Below are 15411 nucleotides of genomic sequence, written 5' to 3'. Positions count from 1 at the left end.
GACGTAACCAAAGGCGGGTAAGTACACATGGGTTTGAGTTCAGCCCTTGCCAGCGCGATGAGCGGTCTGCGTGCCAACCAGGCCGCGCTCTCGATCGTCTCCTCCAACGTGGCCAACTCGCAGACGCCGGGTTACGTCGTCCAGACGGCGAACCAGATCGAGGTCACCACCGGCGACTTCGGCTCGACGGCGATGACGACCGGCGTCAGCCGGGAGCTCGACACCTTTGTGTTGAACCAGCTGCGCACCGAGACCGGCGGCAGCGGTTACGCCGACCAGATGGCCAACATCCTGAAGCAGCTTCAGAGTGTCTATGGCACGCCCGGCAATAACGGCACGCTCGAAACCGCGCTGAACAATTTCACCAAGGCGCTGCAGGCGCTGTCGACGAGCTCGGGCTCGTCGTCGGCGCAGACCGTTGCGCTGGGCGCGGCGCAGGCGCTGGCGCAGCAGCTCAACGTCACCACCAAGGGCATCCAGTCGCTGCGCTCCAACGTGGAGCAGGATCTCGGCACCTCGGCGCAAGCCGCCAACGCGGCGATGCAGCAGATCGCCGACATCAACACCAAGCTCCAGGGCCTGTCAGCCAACGATCCCTCGGCCGCGACGCTGATGGACCAGCGCGATCAGGCCATCAACACGCTGTCGAAATTCGTCGACGTGCGCGTCACCACCGACGGTTCGAACCAGGCTAGCATCTACACCACGACCGGCGTCCAGCTGGTCGGCGCCGGGCTCGCTTCGCAGTTCACCTTTGCCTCCGCCGGCGCACTGTCGGCGACCTCGCTCTACAACATCGACCCGGCCAAGTCCGGCGTCGGCGCGCTCAACATCAAGCTGCCGAACGGCTCGCAGCTCGACGTCGTCGCCAACAACGTGGTCTCGTCCGGCCAGATCGCGGCCGACCTGAAGCTGCGCGATCAGACGCTGGTGCAGGCGCAGACCCAGATCGACCAGCTCGCCGCAACGATGTCGAGCGCGCTGTCGGACAAGACTACGGCCGGCAGCACGGTCTCGGGCCCGCCGGCCGGTTTCGACCTGGACCTTGCCGGTGCGCAGCCGGGCAATACGGTCAACATCACCTACACGGATGCGGCGACCAACACCCAGCGCCAGATCACGCTGGTCAACGTGACCGATCCGGCGGCGCTGCCGCTCCAGAACGCCACCAACGCCAATCCGATGCGGGTGGGCGTCAATTTTTCCGGTGGCATGAGCGCGATCGCCGCCGCACTCAATACCGCGCTGTCAGGCTCGCATCTGTCGTTCTCCGCCGCGCCGTCGCCGGCGACGGCCACGACGCTGCGGGTGACCGATGACAATACCGGCCTTGCCAAGGTCAATTCGGCCTCGACCACCAAGACGATCTCGTCGCTGACCTCGGGCAGCCCGCAGCTGGCGGTGTTCACCGACGGCGGGCAGGCGCTCTACACCGGCGCGATCACGGCGTCGGGCTCGCAGATGACCGGGCTTGCCGGGCGCATCGCCGTGAGCACGCAGCTGGTCAGCGATCCCACGCGGCTGTCGGTCTACAACACCTCGCCGGTGACGCCCGCTGGTGACACCACGCGTTCGGACTATCTCTATTCGCAGCTCACCAATGCGGTGTTCTCCTATTCGCCGACGACCGGCCTCGGCTCCGCGAACCAGCCCTTCACGGGCAGCGTCTCGAACTACCTCCAGCAGTTCCTGAGCATCCAGGCCAACGCCTCGACCCAGGCCACCCAGCTGCAGCAGGGCCAGAGCGTCGTGGTCTCGACGCTGCAGGCCAAGTTCAACTCGACCTCCAGCGTCAATCTGGACTCGGAGATGTCGAACCTGATCCAGCTCCAGAATGCCTATGCCGCCAACGCCCACGTGATGTCGGTGGTGCAGAGCATGATGAACACCTTGCTCCAGGCTCAAGTGTAAAAAGTAACAGGGCTCTGAAAGATGTCGATCAGCAGCATCAACTACTCCTCGTCGGTTCTGGGCTCGCAGATCCGCAACATCAATCAGCAGCTCACCGACCTGTCGACGCAGCTCTCGACCGGCAAGCTGTCGCAGAATTATGCCGGCATGGGCACCAACGAGGGCTTCGCGATCGCCTCGCGCGCGCAGCTCTCCAACATCGCCGCCTATACCGACACGATCACCAACGTCAACGTCAACATCAACCTCGCCAACACCGCGCTGCAGTCGCTGACGACGATCCGCAACACGGTGCAGACCGGCTCGGCCAACACCGCGCAGGATCTCAACGTCAACGGACAGACGATCGCGCAGAATACCGCCGCCGCCCAGTTCGGCTCGATGGTCGGCGTGCTCAACACGCAGACGGGCAACCGCTATCTGTTTTCGGGAACGGCGGTCAACACGCAGTCGGTCGCCAATGCCGGCGACATCATCAACGGCACCACGACGCAGGCTGGGTTCAAGACCGTCATGGCGGAGCGCCAGGCCGCCGACTTAGGGGCCAACGGCATGGGGCGGCTGGTGCAGACGCAGCCGACGCCGAGCTCGGTGCAGGTGTCGGAGGACGTCGCCGGCTCGCCGTTCGGGCTCAAGATCAAGGCGGTGTCCTCGACGCTGACGGGTGCGACCGTCACCGGCCCGAGCGGCTCGCTGGTGTCCTTCTCGGTCGATCTCAACGGCGTCAATCCGAACAACGGCGACAAGCTCAGCATCCAGTTCACGCTGCCAGATGGTACGACCGAGCAGATCGATCTGACCGCCTCGACCGCCACGCCGACGCCGGTCGGCAGCTTTGCGATCGATACGACCACTCCGGGCAACACCGCGACCAATCTCAACACGGCGCTGAACACGGCGATCAAGAAGCTCGCCAACACCTCGCTGGTCGCGGCGTCCGCCGTGACCGCCGGCGACAATTTCTTCAACACAGCCAGCTCCGCGATCGGCGCTCCCAAGACCAACCAGGCGGTGCCCGCCGCACCGATCAGCGGTGCGACCGCGCTGTCCGGCACGAGCCCCTCGGACTCGATCTCGCCGGGCTTCGTTGCCGGCGACACCATCACCGTCAACGGCACCACGCTCACCTTCGTCAGCTCGGGGGCGACCGGCGACCAGCTCAACGTCACCGACAGCATCCAGACCCTGCTGAGCAAGATCGACGCGATCACGGGGACCTCGAAGCCGTCGACGGTTCATGGCGGCGCGATCACGATCAACACCGACGATGCGGCGAGCCTGAACATCACGAGCTCGAACACGGGTGCGCTGGGCTCGCTCGGCTTCAGCGCGACGCCGGTGACCGCCACGCAGCCGCCGCTGCGCGTCGGCTCCTCGCCGGCGAGCTCGGCGACGACGCTGGTGAACGGCTCGGCCAACACCGTGAAATGGTACCTCGGCAATGACGGGCCCGGCTCGCCGCGCTCCACCGCGATGGCGCGGGTCGACGATTCCGTCACGGTGCAGTACGGCGCGCAGGCGAACGAGGACGCGATCCGCCGCCAGTTGCAGGCGATCGCCGTGTTCGGGACCTTCTCGACCTCGCCGACTGGCCAGTATTCGGGCGGGCAGGTCTCGGCGCTGAGCCTGCGGGTGACGCAGGCGCTGACCCAGCAGCCGGGCCAGCAGCGCATCGAGGACATCCAGACCGACATCGCGATGGCACAGAACACGATGAAGGACGCGACCACGCGCCAGACCCAGGCCAAGGCGCAGCTCCAGACCATCGTCGACCAGGCGGAATCGGCTTCGCCCGACCAGGTCGCGAGCGAGATCCTGGCGCTCCAGAACGCGCTCCAGGCGTCCTACCAGGTGACCTCGAACCTCGCGCAGCTCTCGCTCGTCAAGTTCCTGTAAGGATGCGTTAAGACGCCGTTAACCATGCCTGTTTACCTCTTGGTGAGGATTGCAAGCGGGGGCGGAGCGGGCGATGTCTGACAGGATGCAGCTGGTGGTGGCGACGCCTTGCTTCGGCGGGCAGGTGTCGAGCATCTATGCGAGCTCGATCTTCGCGCTCCAGCGCGCCGTGCACGGCATGGCCAATCTCGATCTCAAGGTGCACTTGCGCGACGGCGATGCGCTGATCACGCGGGCGCGGGCCAACCTCGTCGCGATGTTCCTGGACGATCCCAGGGCGACGCATTTCCTGTTCATCGATGCCGATATCGGCTTCAAGCCGGAGCAGGTGTTCCGGCTGATCGAATGCGGCGCGGATGTCGTTGCGGGCTGCTATCCGATCAAGCGGGTGAACTGGGACAAGGCCGCGCGTGCGATCCAGTCGGGTCGGGCCGACGTGCCGGCCGCCTCGCTCGACTACGTGCTCGAGATCGAGGATCCCGACCGCATCGTGGTGGTCAACGGCTTTACCCGCGTGCGTTACGCCGGCACGGGCTTCCTGATGATCCGGCGCCACGTGCTGGAGGCGATGTGCCGCCATCCGGACTATGCGAACCTTCAGTTTTTCCGCGAGCATTCGCACGACACGCTGGCGGCGAGCCAGAACCGGTTCGCGCTGTTCGAATGCATGATTGACCCTGCGACCGGCACCTATCTCTCCGAGGACTTCGCCTTCTGCAAGCGCTGGACCGATATCGGCGGCGAGATCTGGGCCGACATCCAGAGCTCGCTCGATCACGTCGGGCCGTCGGTCTTCCACGGCGATATCGCCTCGCAGTTCGCGCCGGCGCCCGCGGCGGCGGCCGACGCGGCCTGAGCGCTCCGGGATGAGCACCGGCGCATCCCGTCTGCCAGACATCGAGCGAGCGCCCGACGGCGCCTCGCGCTATCGCTTGCGCGATCTCTTCACGCCACTCGACACGCTGCTGGTCTCCGGCGGCGATCCGCGCCTGACGCTCGACCCTGACGATCGCGTCAACGTCTATGGCTGTGGGCCATCGCCGGAGCCGGAGATCTGGAATTTCGCCTCCTCGACCGCGTCTACGATCTCGCAAGTCGCTTACGATCGCGCCGCGCTGGCGCGCGAAGAGCTGATGCACAAGTGCCTGTTCGACGAGGTCGAGGTCGCCTTCGACGCACGCTGCGAGAGCATGCGCGAGGAGCTGCGCGGGCATCTCCAGCTCTCGCCGCGGGTCGACATCGTGTTCTCGCCGTCAGGCACCGACTCCCAGCTTCATGCCCTGTTCCTGGCGCGGGCGGTGCTCGGCGCACCGCCGGTGACGATCGTGGTTGGCGCCGATCAGACCGGAAGCGGGACGACCCATACCGCGGCCGGCCGCCATTTCAGCACCATGACGGCGAGCGGCCTCGCGGTGCGCAAGGACGGCGCGGTGGCGGGGCTCGCCGGCGACAGCATTGCGGTGCCGCTGCTCGACGCGGCGCCGGACATCGCGATGCGCGCCGATGCGGATGCCGCGGTGATGCGTGCAATCGAGAACAGCCTCGCGCAAGGCCGGTGCGTTCTTCTGCACATCATGGATTCGTCAAAACTCGGCTGGCGCGCGCCGAGTGCTGCCTGCCTCGATGAGATCGCGCGGCGCTGGCCGCGCAAGGTTCAGGTGGTCGTCGATGCCTGCCAGGCGCGACTCGGTCGCCGCCGGCTGCGTTCCTATCTCGATCGCGGCTACATGGTTCTGATGACGGGCTCGAAATTCTTCGGCGGCCCCGCCTTCAGCGGCGCGCTGCTGGTGCCGAAGGGCCTGTCGCGGTCGATCGACCGGATTGGCGCGATGGCGCCGGGCATCTTTGACTATGCCGGCCGCTGCGACTGGCCGATGGCCTGGACGGCGCTGCGCTCGCGCTTCGAGCGCCGGCCGAATTTCGGTCAATGGCTGCGCTGGGAGGCGGCGCTGGCGGAGATCGGCAGCTACTATGCCGTGCCCGGCGCATTCCGCGCCAAGGCGCTGACCGAGCTCGCGTCCGGCATCGACAGCATGATCGCGCTGTCGCCGGCGCTTCGCCCCGTTCCGAACGCATCCGAGAAGGGCGGCGTCGACGACGAGGAATTCGCGCGAGGCACAATCTTTCCATTCACGCTGCTGCGCGACGGGAAGCCAGTCTCCATCGCCGACACCAGCGCCGTGCATCGCGCTCTGGCCCGCGATATGAGCGACGAGATCGACGGCAGTGCGGCGGACCGGCAGATCGCCGCACAGCGCTGTCTCATCGGCCAGCCGGTGCGGCTGGAGCGGACGGACGGCAAGCCGCAAGGATTGCTGCGGCTGTGCGTCGGCGCGCGGCTCGTCACCGAAGCCTGGTCGGCGGACGCCGCTCAAGCGCAACGCAATTTGCAAGCTATGCTCGATCGCATCGCCCACGTGCTGGCGAAGATCGAGCTGCTGCTCGACCATACGGCGACCGCGCCGGGAAAGTCTGTGCTCGAGACCTAAGATGCTGCTTCCTGTTTCCGCGCCGAACGGCATGACCACACCGAACCATTCCGACCGCATCGGCTTTGCGCAGTTGACGCGCCGGGCCTTCGAGGGCGGCGATCTGCATCCGCTGCGCGAGCATCTTCTGGCGCGGATTGCGGAGGGAACCGCGGAGGCCGGCGAAGGGCTGGACCTGTCGCTGATTGCCCAGCTTCTCGGCGAGAAGGAGGCCGGGCTGGTGATCCAGACCGAGGTGCTTGCCTTCCATCAATTGTTTCGCACGCCTTGCGCGGTCGCGAAACCGCGCATGCGTGTGCTCGCGCTCGCGGCCGATATCGACATGGGCGGCAACACCCCGATCGAATTCCTGCTCGAAGGCTCCGACATCGAGCTCTTGACGCTCTACGTGGTGAAGGGCGTCGGCCTGCCCGAGACATTGCCCGATCACGACATCGCCATCGTAGTCGCCTCCGATTCCGCGGAATGCCGCGAGGCGCTCGCCGTCATCGAACAGGCCGCACCGCGCTGGCCGCGGCCTCTGCTCAATCGCCCCGAGCTGATTGGCAATCTCGATCGCGACAAGCTCTATCGGTTGCTGGCTGATATCCCCGGTCTCGATATTCCCGTGACCGCCAACGCGACCCGTGCGCAATTGACGGGTCTCTCAGAGGGACGGATCGCCTGCGCGGAGATTACGAGCGAATTGCATTTTCCAATGATCATACGGCCGCGCGGCACGCACGCCGGCGTCGGGCTCGCGAAGGTCGACGATGCTGCGGCGCTGAAGGCCTATCTGGCCGAGCGACAGGAGCAGGACTTTTTCGTCGCGCGTTTCGTCAACTACGCGAGCCCCGACGGGCTCTTTCGCAAGATCCGGCTCACCATGGTCGACGGCAAGCCTTATGCCTGTCACATGGCGATCGCCGATCGTTGGGACATCTGGTATCTCAACGCCTACATGGCGTTCAGCGAGGAGAAGCGCGCTGAAGAGGCCGTCTTCATGCAAGACTTCGATCACGCCTTCGCGGCTCGCCACAAGAATGCGCTCGACGAGATGAGCCGGCGCGTCGGGCTCGACTATTTCATCGTCGACTGCGCCGAGAACCAGGACGGCGAGCTGCTGGTGTTCGAGGCCGACAACACCGCCGTCGTGCACAACATGGATCCGCCCGCCGTGTTTCCATACAAGCCGCCGCAGATGCGCAAGATCTTCGCCGCGTTCACGGCGATGCTGTCGCGGCATGCGAACGCGGGCGAAGGGACTGCAGCATGAACGAGATCATCCGCAACGCGCAAGGCTCCGTCACGCACACCTCGCTCGATCCGCACGACTGGAGCGAGTTCCGCGCGCTCGCCCATCGCATGCTGGACGAGGCGATCGACGGCATCGCCAACGTCCGCGCGCGTCCGGTCTGGCAGCCGATCCCCGATGATGTCCGCGCGGTGTTCAAGGCAGACGTGCCGCGCGAGGCAACCGACCTCGCCGAAGTCTATCGCGAGTTCGCCGCGCATGTCGCGCCCTACGCGACCGGCAACGTTCATCCGGGCTTCATGGGCTGGGTGCATGGCGGCGGTACGGCTGTCGGCATGGTCGCGGAGATGCTTGCCGCGGGTCTCAACGCCAATCTCGGCGGGCGCGACCACATGCCGATCGAGGTCGAGCGCCAGATCGTCGACTGGATGCGCCGCCTGTTCGCTTTCCCTGAGAGCGCGAGCGGCATCTTCGTCACGGGCACGTCGATGGCCAATCTGATGGCGGTGCTGGTGGCGCGCACGGCTGCGCTCGGCACGCTGGCGCGACAATACGGCATCGGCAATGACGGTGCGCTGCTCACGGCCTACACGTCGCGGGCCGCGCATGGCTGTGTCTCCAGGGCGATGGACATCGCCGGGCTCGGCACCGATGCGCTGCGCAAGATCGGCGTCGATACCGACCATCGCATCGACGTCGGCGCTCTGCGTGCGCAGATCGCGGCCGATCGCGAGGTCGGCTTCAAGCCGTTCCTCGTCGTCGCTTCCGCCGGCACGGTCGATGTCGGCGCGATCGACGATCTCAGGGCCGTCGCTGAGCTGTGCCGCGAGGAGGGAATCTGGTTTCACGTCGACGGCGCTTTCGGCGCGCTCGCAATTCTCTCGCCCGAACTCGCGCCGTTGCTCGGCGGCATCGAGCTCGCCGATTCCATTGCGCTCGACTTCCATAAATGGGGACAGGTGCCCTACGACGCCGGCTTCCTGCTGGTGCGCGACGGCGAACAGCACCGGCAGGCCTTTGCGCAGCCGGCAGCCTATCTGAGCCGCGAGGCGAGGGGCCTTGCGGCGGGTACGGTCTGGCCCTGCGATCTCGGTCCCGATCTGTCGCGCGGCTTCCGCGCGCTGAAGACCTGGTTCACGCTGAAGACGTTCGGCACCGACCGGCTGGGTGCGGTGATCGCACGAAGCTGCGCGCTGGCCAAATATCTGGAGGCGCGCGTGCTGGCCGAACCGCGGCTGGAATTGCTGGCGCCGGTGAATCTCAACATCGTCTGCTTCCGCTATCGTAGCGGCGATGCGGTCAATCGCGAGGTCGTTGCCGACATCCAGGAGTCCGGCATCGCCGCGCCCTCGGGCACGACACTGGACGGCAAGTTTGCAATCCGTGCCGCGATCGTCAATCACCGCACCGAGGAAAGGGATATCGATGCGTTGGTTGCGGCCGTGCTGGAGTTCGGCGGACGACGCAGCGGCGGAGTGATCGAGGTCGAGGCGCCGTCGCTCGTGGCGCAATAACGCGATACATGGTTGAAACGACAACGGCCCCGGAGGCGATCCGGGGCCGTTGTCGTTCGTGTGGCTTGGTCGTTCGCGCGAACGCCTGTGCTCAGGCGGCGGTGCTGACGTCGCTCTTGTCCGCTACCGTCTTGGGATGCGTGGCCTCGAACTGGTTCCGCAGCTTCTCCTCATAGGCGATCAGCTTGCGGGCATCCTTCAGCGCGCGATAGAGATCGCCGCTCATGATGTTGTTGTTGATGTCTTCGATGATCGGCCAGGCGCTCGGCACCGCGGTAACAATGTCGCGCACCAGGCTGAAATAGGTGCCGTGCTGGGTCTGCGGGTCCGGCGAGATGTACATGAGCTGGACCGCCAGATAGACGAGCTTGGCCGGCGTGTCGGCGGTCTCGGGCGTGAGGATGTCGCGCTCGCGCAGGATCGGCACGTTGTCGCCATCGATCAGGAGGCGCGCGCGCTGGTCCGTGTTGGTGATCACGGAGTTGCCGACGATGATACGCTCGTGCGGTTTGAGCTCGACCTTGAGAGCCATGCCTGTTCTCCATCAATCCTTTTGCAGCAAGCGGTCGGTGCGCCCCTTCTATATGGCGACGATCGGCAGCGATTTGGGGCGATCGTCGCGCAACATGGTTAACGGGGAGTAAACGAATACGCTTGCGGCCGAAAGTTCAGTGATTTGAGCGTTGTAGCGGCATTTTGGTCGCCTCCGCGGTTGCTCCGGGAGGAGGCTCGCGCGCCGACGCAGAGAAAGCGCGGGTTTCATTTCACGGATTGTTAGAGGCTTGGACGCAGGTTCCGGCGGTCGTCTGATCAATCATGGTCAGATGGGACGCGTAGCTACCAGAAAGGTACCAGTATGTCCGTTGTCCTCTCCGCATCGGTTCGTCAGAACCTGCTCTCTCTCCAGTCCACCGCCGACCTGCTCGCCACCACCCAGTCCCGTCTTTCGACTGGCCGCAAGGTGAACTCGGCTCTCGACAATCCCACCAACTTCTTCACTGCGCAGGGCCTCGACAACCGCGCCAGCGACATCGGCAACCTGCTCGATGGCATCGGCAACGGCGTTCAGGTGCTGCAGGCCGCCAACACTGGTATCACCTCGCTGCAGAAACTGGTCGACAGCGCCAAGTCGATTGCAAACCAGGTGCTGCAGAGCCCGACGGGCTATTCCGCCAAGTCGAGCGTGACGTCAGCTGCGATCACCGGTGCGACTGCCGACAATCTGATCGGTACGGGCTACACGAACGCCACGGTCACCGGCGGCACCGTTACCAACGACAACACCGCGACTGCCGCCAACATCACGGCTTCCACCAGGCTGGTTGGTACGGCCGGCACTGGCTCCGACAACCTCGGCACGGCCATTACCAACGGTTCGGTCCTGACCGTCAACGGCAAGACCATCACCTTCTCGAATGCGCAGACCACCTCGACCACCGACGCTTCCGGCAACGTCACGATCGGCATCGGCTCGGGCAGCAACTTGACGGTGCAGAGCGTGCTGACCGCGATCGACGGTATCACGGGAGCGGCTACGGCTTCGACGGTCACCGGTGGCCAGCTTGTGCTGAGCACCGGCACGACCTCGGACCTGACGATCTCGGGAAGCGGTAACGTGCTCACCGCCCTCGGCTTGACGGCTGGTACCACCGCCCGTGTCCCGCCGGCCATCTCGGGCAAAACGTTGACGATCGGCGCAACCGCTGGCGGCACTGCGACCAACATCACGTTCGGCACCGGCGCCGGTCAGATCTCGACCCTGAACGGGCTGAATACGGCGCTCGCAGCCAACAACCTGCAGGCCTCGATCGACTCGAACGGCAAGATCACCATCACGACGACGAACGATGCGGCTTCCGCGACGATCGGCACGATCGGCGGCACTGCGGCTGGCGCCAGCCAGGCATTCAACGGCCTGACTGCGGCGGCTCCGGTTGCCGACCCGACCTCGCAGGCCCAGCGTGCCAGCCTGGTTGCGCAGTACAACAACGTGCTCGCGCAGATCAACACGACCGCCCAGGATGCCTCGTTCAACGGTGTCAACCTGCTGAACGGCGACACGCTGAAGCTGACGTTCAACGAAACCGGCAAGTCGACGTTGAGCATCACCGGCGTGACGTTCAACACCGCTGGTCTCGGCATCTCGTCCCTGACTTCGGGCACCGACTTCCTGGACAACGCTTCGGCCAACAAGGTTCTGACCACGCTCAACGCCGCCAGCAGCACGCTGCGGTCGGAAGCGTCGACGCTGGGTTCGAACCTCTCGGTCGTGCAGATCCGCCAGGACTTCAACAAGAACCTGATCAACGTTCTGCAGACCGGCTCGTCCAACCTGACGCTGGCCGACACCAACGAGGAAGCGGCCAACAGCCAGGCGCTGTCGACCCGCCAGTCGATCGCGGTCTCGGCGCTGTCGCTGGCCAACCAGTCGCAGCAGAGCGTGTTGCAGCTTCTGCGCTGATACGCGACGAAAGTCGTCACTCAAGGCATCGCGGCGGGGCTTTTGCCCCGCCGCTTTTTTTGTTGCGCGCTTGCGCGAGGCCGAGGGGAACCGGGGCGCGTTAACGCCTCGTTAACCTTGCTGCTTAAGCCGCCATTAACCTTAATTTAAAGGAGACCCCCTAAGACTGGACGAAAGTGCATTCCCCGATCGGCGAGCACCGATTCGTACAGCGTCGCGCAAGAGGAAGATCCGCCAATGTCCAACATCGTTCTCTCGGCATCAGTTCGCCAGAACCTGTTGTCGCTGCAGTCGACAGCCGACCTGCTCGCCACCACGCAGCAGCGTCTTGCGAGCGGCAAGAAGGTCAATACGGCGCTGGACAACCCGACCAACTTCTTTACCGCCCAGGGGCTCGACAATCGCGCCAACGACATCAGCAATCTCCTCGACGGCATCAGCAATGGCGTGCAGGTTCTGCAGGCCGCCAATACCGGCATCACCTCGTTGCAGAAGCTGGTCGACAGCGCAAAGTCGATCGCCAGCCAGGTGCTGCAAAGCCCGACGGGTTATTCGCCCAAGTCCAACGTGACGGCGGCCGCGATCACCGGTGCAACCGCCAACAACCTGCTGGGCACCGCCTACACCAACAACACGGTCAACGGCGGCACCGTTACCAACGACAATACCACCACTGCCGCCAACATCACCGCTGCGACCAAGTTGGTCGGCACGGCGGGCACGTCGTCCGACAACCTCGGCACGACCATCACCAACGGTTCGGTTCTGACCGTCAACGGCAAGACGATTACATTCTCGACCGCGCAAACCACCTCGACCACGGACTCATTCGGCAACGTCACGATCGGCATCGGCACCGGCAGCGCTCTCTCGGTGCAGACCGTGCTGGACGCGATCGACGGCATCACGGGCGCGGGTACGGCGTCGACCGTCAACGGTAGCGGTCAGCTCGTGCTCAGCACCGGCACGGCCCAGGATCTGGCGATCTCCGGTTCGGGCAACGTGCTCACGGCGCTCGGCCTCGCCGCCGGCACCACCGCCCGCGTCCCGCCTCCGCTCAGCGGCAAGACGTTGACGATCGGCGCGACCGGCAGCGGCAGCCCCGTCAGCATCACCTTCGGTACCGGCACCGGGCAGATTTCCACGCTCAATCAGCTCAATGCAGCCCTGGCGCCGAACAATCTGCAGGCAACGATCGACCCGACGGGGCATCTCAACATCGTAACCAGCAACGATGCCGCTTCGTTGACGATCGGCGCAATCGGCGGCACGGCCGCGGCGAGCGGTCAGCCCTTCTACGGTCTGATCGCGCAGCCGCCCGTCGCGGACGCGAATTCGCAGGCGACGCGCGCCAACCTCGTCGCGCAGTACAACAACGTGCTCGCGCAGATCAACACCACCGCGCAAGACTCCTCCTTCAACGGCGTCAACCTGCTGAACGGCGATACGCTCAAGCTCGTGTTCAATGAGACTGGACGTTCGACGCTGACCATTCAGGGCGTGACTCTCAACGACGCCGGCCTCAGCCTTGCGCCGTTGAACCAGGGCGTCGACTTCCTGGACTCGAATTCGGCGAACGCCATTCTGACTTCGCTCAACGCGGCCAGCACCACTCTGCGCGCGGAAGCGTCGACGCTCGGTTCGAACCTGTCGATCGTGCAGATCCGACAGGACTTCAGCAAGAACCTGATCAATGTGCTGCAAACCGGCTCCTCGAGCCTGACCCTCGCCGACACCAACGAGGAAGCGGCCAACAGCCAGGCGCTCTCGACCCGCCAGTCGATCGCCGTGTCCGCGCTGTCGCTCGCCAACCAGTCGCAGCAAAGCGTGCTTCAGCTCCTGCGCTAAGAGTAGCGCCGACGAAGTGACAGATGATGCAACGGCGAAGCTGAAAGCTTCGCCGTTGTTTTGAGCGAGATCGCTAACGCTCGATTAGTCGAGATCGGCGCAGGCTGCGATGCATCGTTTACAGTGCGCCTCTCGGATTTATCCTCGAAGCGACGATGAGATCCGGGCCCGTAATTGTCCGGAGACTGTCCGCACTCTCACGTAAGCAAATCTTAAACGGTGCTGCCTAGTGTCGGAATGAATCCTTAAGCCTGCATAATGGGCAAGGAAACTTCCAGGGTGATAAATGTCGAGTTCTGCTGCTTCGGCTTATGCGCGCGTCGCAACGACCACTGCGTCCCCTCGCGACATTGAGGCGCAAACGCTGCTGAAGGCCGCCAACAAGCTGCAAGACGCGATCAACAGTGACGACCCCTTCGGGGAGCAGACGATGCAGGCCCTGATGTTCAACCGCAAGCTCTGGACCATTTTCCTGAGCGAGGCGATGCGGGACACCAATCCGCAGCCGATCGACGTGCGGCAGAAGATCGCAAACATCAGCGTGTTCGTGCTGAGCCAGACCGCGGCGCTCCAGGCCAGTCCGCAGCTCGATCATTTCCGTCCGCTGATCGAGATCAACAGGAATATTGCCGCCGGTCTGTCCGGGCGGCCGTAGACGGAGACGAGTCGTGGCCGACGTGATGAGCATCCTGTCGAGCTCGTACAAGTCGGCCGGCATGTCGATTCCAAGCAAGACCAAATACGTTCCGGTCGATCCCTCGCTCTATCAGGGCGCGTGGACGGGCAAGTATCCCGACGGAAAGACGTTCTCGCTCAGCATCTCGCAGATCGATGGCTTCCGCGCGCAGGTCCACTATCAAAGTGGCAGCACGTCACAGTACCAGCAGGTGCTGATCAAGGACTCGGCGTTTCGGTTCGGCAACACCAAGTTCATACTGACGGGTAACGGCAAGGCCCAGATCAAGAACGTCGTCACCGACCCCGCGACCGGGTCGACCTACATCGACACCGCCCAAGCGACGCGGACCACTTGATCAGGCGCTGAGGTCCGTGTTGAGCGGACGCGTGGGTTCGGACTTCAAGTCCAGTGCATGGAAGTAGGCACGCCGCCGCAGCATGGCCTCATCGGGAAATTGGTTGACCACTGCGTCCGTCCTGTCATTGACGACCTGAAAGACGAAGGATGCCGCCGCCTGGTCGAACACGACCTGGCGCGAGACGTTGTCGTTGCTGTGCAGATCATTGCGCACGATCGCGCTCGCATCGCTCGCGGCGACCGTCTGGCTCACCGGAAGATCAGTTTGCACGGCTTCATTCGCCGCCGAATTCGACGTCGTTACGATCTGCACGGGGGCGCGGTATCCCCACCGGCCTGATGCTGAAATCTGTACTCATGGCAGCCTCCTGGTTGCCTTACTTGAGTCAAATCCCAACCCCTCTAATAACGCAACCTTGGAACACCAGGACTGAAGACCCGGTAAGCAAACGTGACTAACCACGCGACGACATCGCCGCGCGGTTTTTCCTAAAATTGTAGCCGGTCTTTGTGCGCGCTCAGAGCGAGCGGCTGACCGCGAGCGGGGTGATGTGGCGCGGGCCGGGAGCGGCGCGACGCCCGGCGGCGGTATAGGTATTCGGCACGTTGCGCTTCTGGATCTCGGCATTGACGCCGCGCACGACGCTCTCGGAGACCGCATGCGCGGTCGCGAGCACCGTGAGGTTGACCTGGAGCATCGCGCGGAACGCATCGTGATGCCGATGCAGCGTCGAGAGCAATTCGGGCGCGGATTTCGCGAGCTGGGCCTGGCTCGCCTTTAGCTGGCTGACGGCGCCGACGTAGTTTCGCGACAGCTCCTGCTTTCTGCTCTCGAGGGTCATGGCCTCGCGGACCTTGCCGGCGCGCACCAGCTCGGTCTCGCGCTCGATCAGGCCGAGCAGGGCGCTCATCGCGTCCATCAGGTCTTCGGCGAGCTTGCGCGCCTCGGCGCTGCCGGGCGCGTTGTTCGGGCGCTGCGCTTGCATCGGCTGACGTGAGGCGTTGAACTGGTTCATCTCGTT

At 64.6% G+C, this 15411-nt stretch carries 12 protein-coding genes and 1 pseudogene; 10 read left to right on the top strand and 3 right to left on the bottom strand.

All coding sequences use genetic code 11. From position 1 onward, the window contains the following. The first annotated feature begins 27 nt into the window (after nt 1-27). The 6 genes from flgK to ACVJ19_RS36875 all read left to right on the top strand — a co-directional run bounded on the left by flgK (nt 28) and on the right by ACVJ19_RS36875 (nt 9044). A complete protein-coding gene (gene flgK, locus ACVJ19_RS36900; protein ID WP_453953949.1) occupies nt 28-1911 on the top strand; it encodes a flagellar hook-associated protein FlgK in 1884 nt (627 codons plus the stop codon). 21 nt (nt 1912-1932) lie between these two features. Further along, nucleotides 1933-3807 carry a flagellar protein gene (locus ACVJ19_RS36895; RefSeq protein ID WP_453953947.1) on the top strand — a complete coding sequence of 625 codons (1875 nt, stop codon included), beginning with the start codon at nt 1933-1935 and terminating at the stop codon, nt 3805-3807. Nucleotides 3808-3880: 73 nt separating this feature from the next. Further along, on the top strand, nt 3881-4663 hold the full coding sequence (locus ACVJ19_RS36890) for a hypothetical protein (RefSeq protein ID WP_453953945.1): 783 nt from the start codon (nt 3881-3883) through the stop codon (nt 4661-4663). 10 nt (nt 4664-4673) lie between these two features. Beyond that, nucleotides 4674-6296, top strand: a complete 1623-nt coding sequence (locus tag ACVJ19_RS36885; RefSeq protein WP_453953944.1) for a hypothetical protein — start codon at nt 4674-4676, stop codon at nt 6294-6296. Between the two features lies 1 nt (nt 6297). Further along, nucleotides 6298-7551 carry an ATP-grasp domain-containing protein gene (locus tag ACVJ19_RS36880; RefSeq protein WP_453953943.1) on the top strand — a complete coding sequence of 418 codons (1254 nt, stop codon included), beginning with the start codon at nt 6298-6300 and terminating at the stop codon, nt 7549-7551. Continuing rightward, nucleotides 7548-9044 carry a pyridoxal phosphate-dependent decarboxylase family protein gene (locus tag ACVJ19_RS36875; protein ID WP_453953942.1) on the top strand — a complete coding sequence of 499 codons (1497 nt, stop codon included), beginning with the start codon at nt 7548-7550 and terminating at the stop codon, nt 9042-9044. Before ACVJ19_RS36880 ends, ACVJ19_RS36875 begins: the two co-directional genes overlap by 4 nt. A 91-nt stretch (nt 9045-9135) precedes the next feature. Here the strand turns inward: ACVJ19_RS36875 and flbT are convergent, their stop codons facing one another. Next, the gene (gene flbT, locus ACVJ19_RS36870) at nt 9136-9576 is read right to left on the bottom strand and encodes a flagellar biosynthesis repressor FlbT (RefSeq protein WP_453953941.1); all 441 of its coding nucleotides are present in this window, start codon (nt 9574-9576) and stop codon (nt 9136-9138) included. A 324-nt stretch (nt 9577-9900) separates the two neighbouring features. Between flbT and ACVJ19_RS36865 the strand changes: the two genes are divergently transcribed. The 4 genes from ACVJ19_RS36865 to ACVJ19_RS36850 all read left to right on the top strand — a co-directional run bounded on the left by ACVJ19_RS36865 (nt 9901) and on the right by ACVJ19_RS36850 (nt 14387). After that, the gene (locus tag ACVJ19_RS36865; RefSeq protein WP_453953939.1) at nt 9901-11505 is read left to right on the top strand and encodes a flagellin N-terminal helical domain-containing protein; all 1605 of its coding nucleotides are present in this window, start codon (nt 9901-9903) and stop codon (nt 11503-11505) included. Nucleotides 11506-11742: 237 nt separating this feature from the next. Continuing rightward, nucleotides 11743-13353, top strand: a complete 1611-nt coding sequence (locus ACVJ19_RS36860; protein ID WP_453953938.1) for a flagellin N-terminal helical domain-containing protein — start codon at nt 11743-11745, stop codon at nt 13351-13353. A 286-nt stretch (nt 13354-13639) separates the two neighbouring features. After that, complete coding sequence (gene flaF / locus ACVJ19_RS36855) at nt 13640-14008, top strand: flagellar biosynthesis regulator FlaF (protein ID WP_183240137.1); 369 nt, start codon at nt 13640-13642, stop codon at nt 14006-14008. 13 nt (nt 14009-14021) lie between these two features. Continuing rightward, a complete protein-coding gene (locus ACVJ19_RS36850; protein WP_453953937.1) occupies nt 14022-14387 on the top strand; it encodes a hypothetical protein in 366 nt (121 codons plus the stop codon). Here ACVJ19_RS36850 and ACVJ19_RS36845 read toward each other — a convergent pair. Then, nucleotides 14388-14748 (bottom strand): annotated as a pseudogene (locus ACVJ19_RS36845) (hypothetical protein). 159 nt (nt 14749-14907) lie between these two features. Further along, entirely contained in the window at nt 14908-15405 is a 498-nt protein-coding gene (locus ACVJ19_RS36840) for a hypothetical protein (RefSeq protein ID WP_453953935.1), read from the bottom strand. Between the last annotated feature and the right edge of the window lie 6 nt (nt 15406-15411).

The organism is Bradyrhizobium sp. USDA 376, assembly GCF_054063675.1.
Note: the sequence above shows the minus strand (reverse complement) of the source record. Positions and strands in the feature narration are given on the sequence as shown.

Excerpts from the sequence above, each read along its gene's own strand:
- flbT (WP_453953941.1), bottom strand. The coding sequence starts at position 9,576 with ATGGCTCTCAAGGTCGAGCTCAAACCGCACGAGCGTATCATCGTCGGC.
- ACVJ19_RS36895 (WP_453953947.1), top strand. The coding sequence starts at position 1,933 with ATGTCGATCAGCAGCATCAACTACTCCTCGTCGGTTCTGGGCTCGCAG.
- ACVJ19_RS36875 (WP_453953942.1), top strand. The coding sequence starts at position 7,548 with ATGAACGAGATCATCCGCAACGCGCAAGGCTCCGTCACGCACACCTCG.
- ACVJ19_RS36885 (WP_453953944.1), top strand. The coding sequence starts at position 4,674 with ATGAGCACCGGCGCATCCCGTCTGCCAGACATCGAGCGAGCGCCCGAC.
- flgK (WP_453953949.1), top strand. The coding sequence starts at position 28 with ATGGGTTTGAGTTCAGCCCTTGCCAGCGCGATGAGCGGTCTGCGTGCC.
- ACVJ19_RS36865 (WP_453953939.1), top strand. The coding sequence starts at position 9,901 with ATGTCCGTTGTCCTCTCCGCATCGGTTCGTCAGAACCTGCTCTCTCTC.
- ACVJ19_RS36880 (WP_453953943.1), top strand. The coding sequence starts at position 6,298 with ATGCTGCTTCCTGTTTCCGCGCCGAACGGCATGACCACACCGAACCAT.
- ACVJ19_RS36860 (WP_453953938.1), top strand. The coding sequence starts at position 11,743 with ATGTCCAACATCGTTCTCTCGGCATCAGTTCGCCAGAACCTGTTGTCG.
- flaF (WP_183240137.1), top strand. The coding sequence starts at position 13,640 with ATGTCGAGTTCTGCTGCTTCGGCTTATGCGCGCGTCGCAACGACCACT.
- ACVJ19_RS36890 (WP_453953945.1), top strand. The coding sequence starts at position 3,881 with ATGTCTGACAGGATGCAGCTGGTGGTGGCGACGCCTTGCTTCGGCGGG.
- ACVJ19_RS36840 (WP_453953935.1), bottom strand. The coding sequence starts at position 15,405 with ATGAACCAGTTCAACGCCTCACGTCAGCCGATGCAAGCGCAGCGCCCG.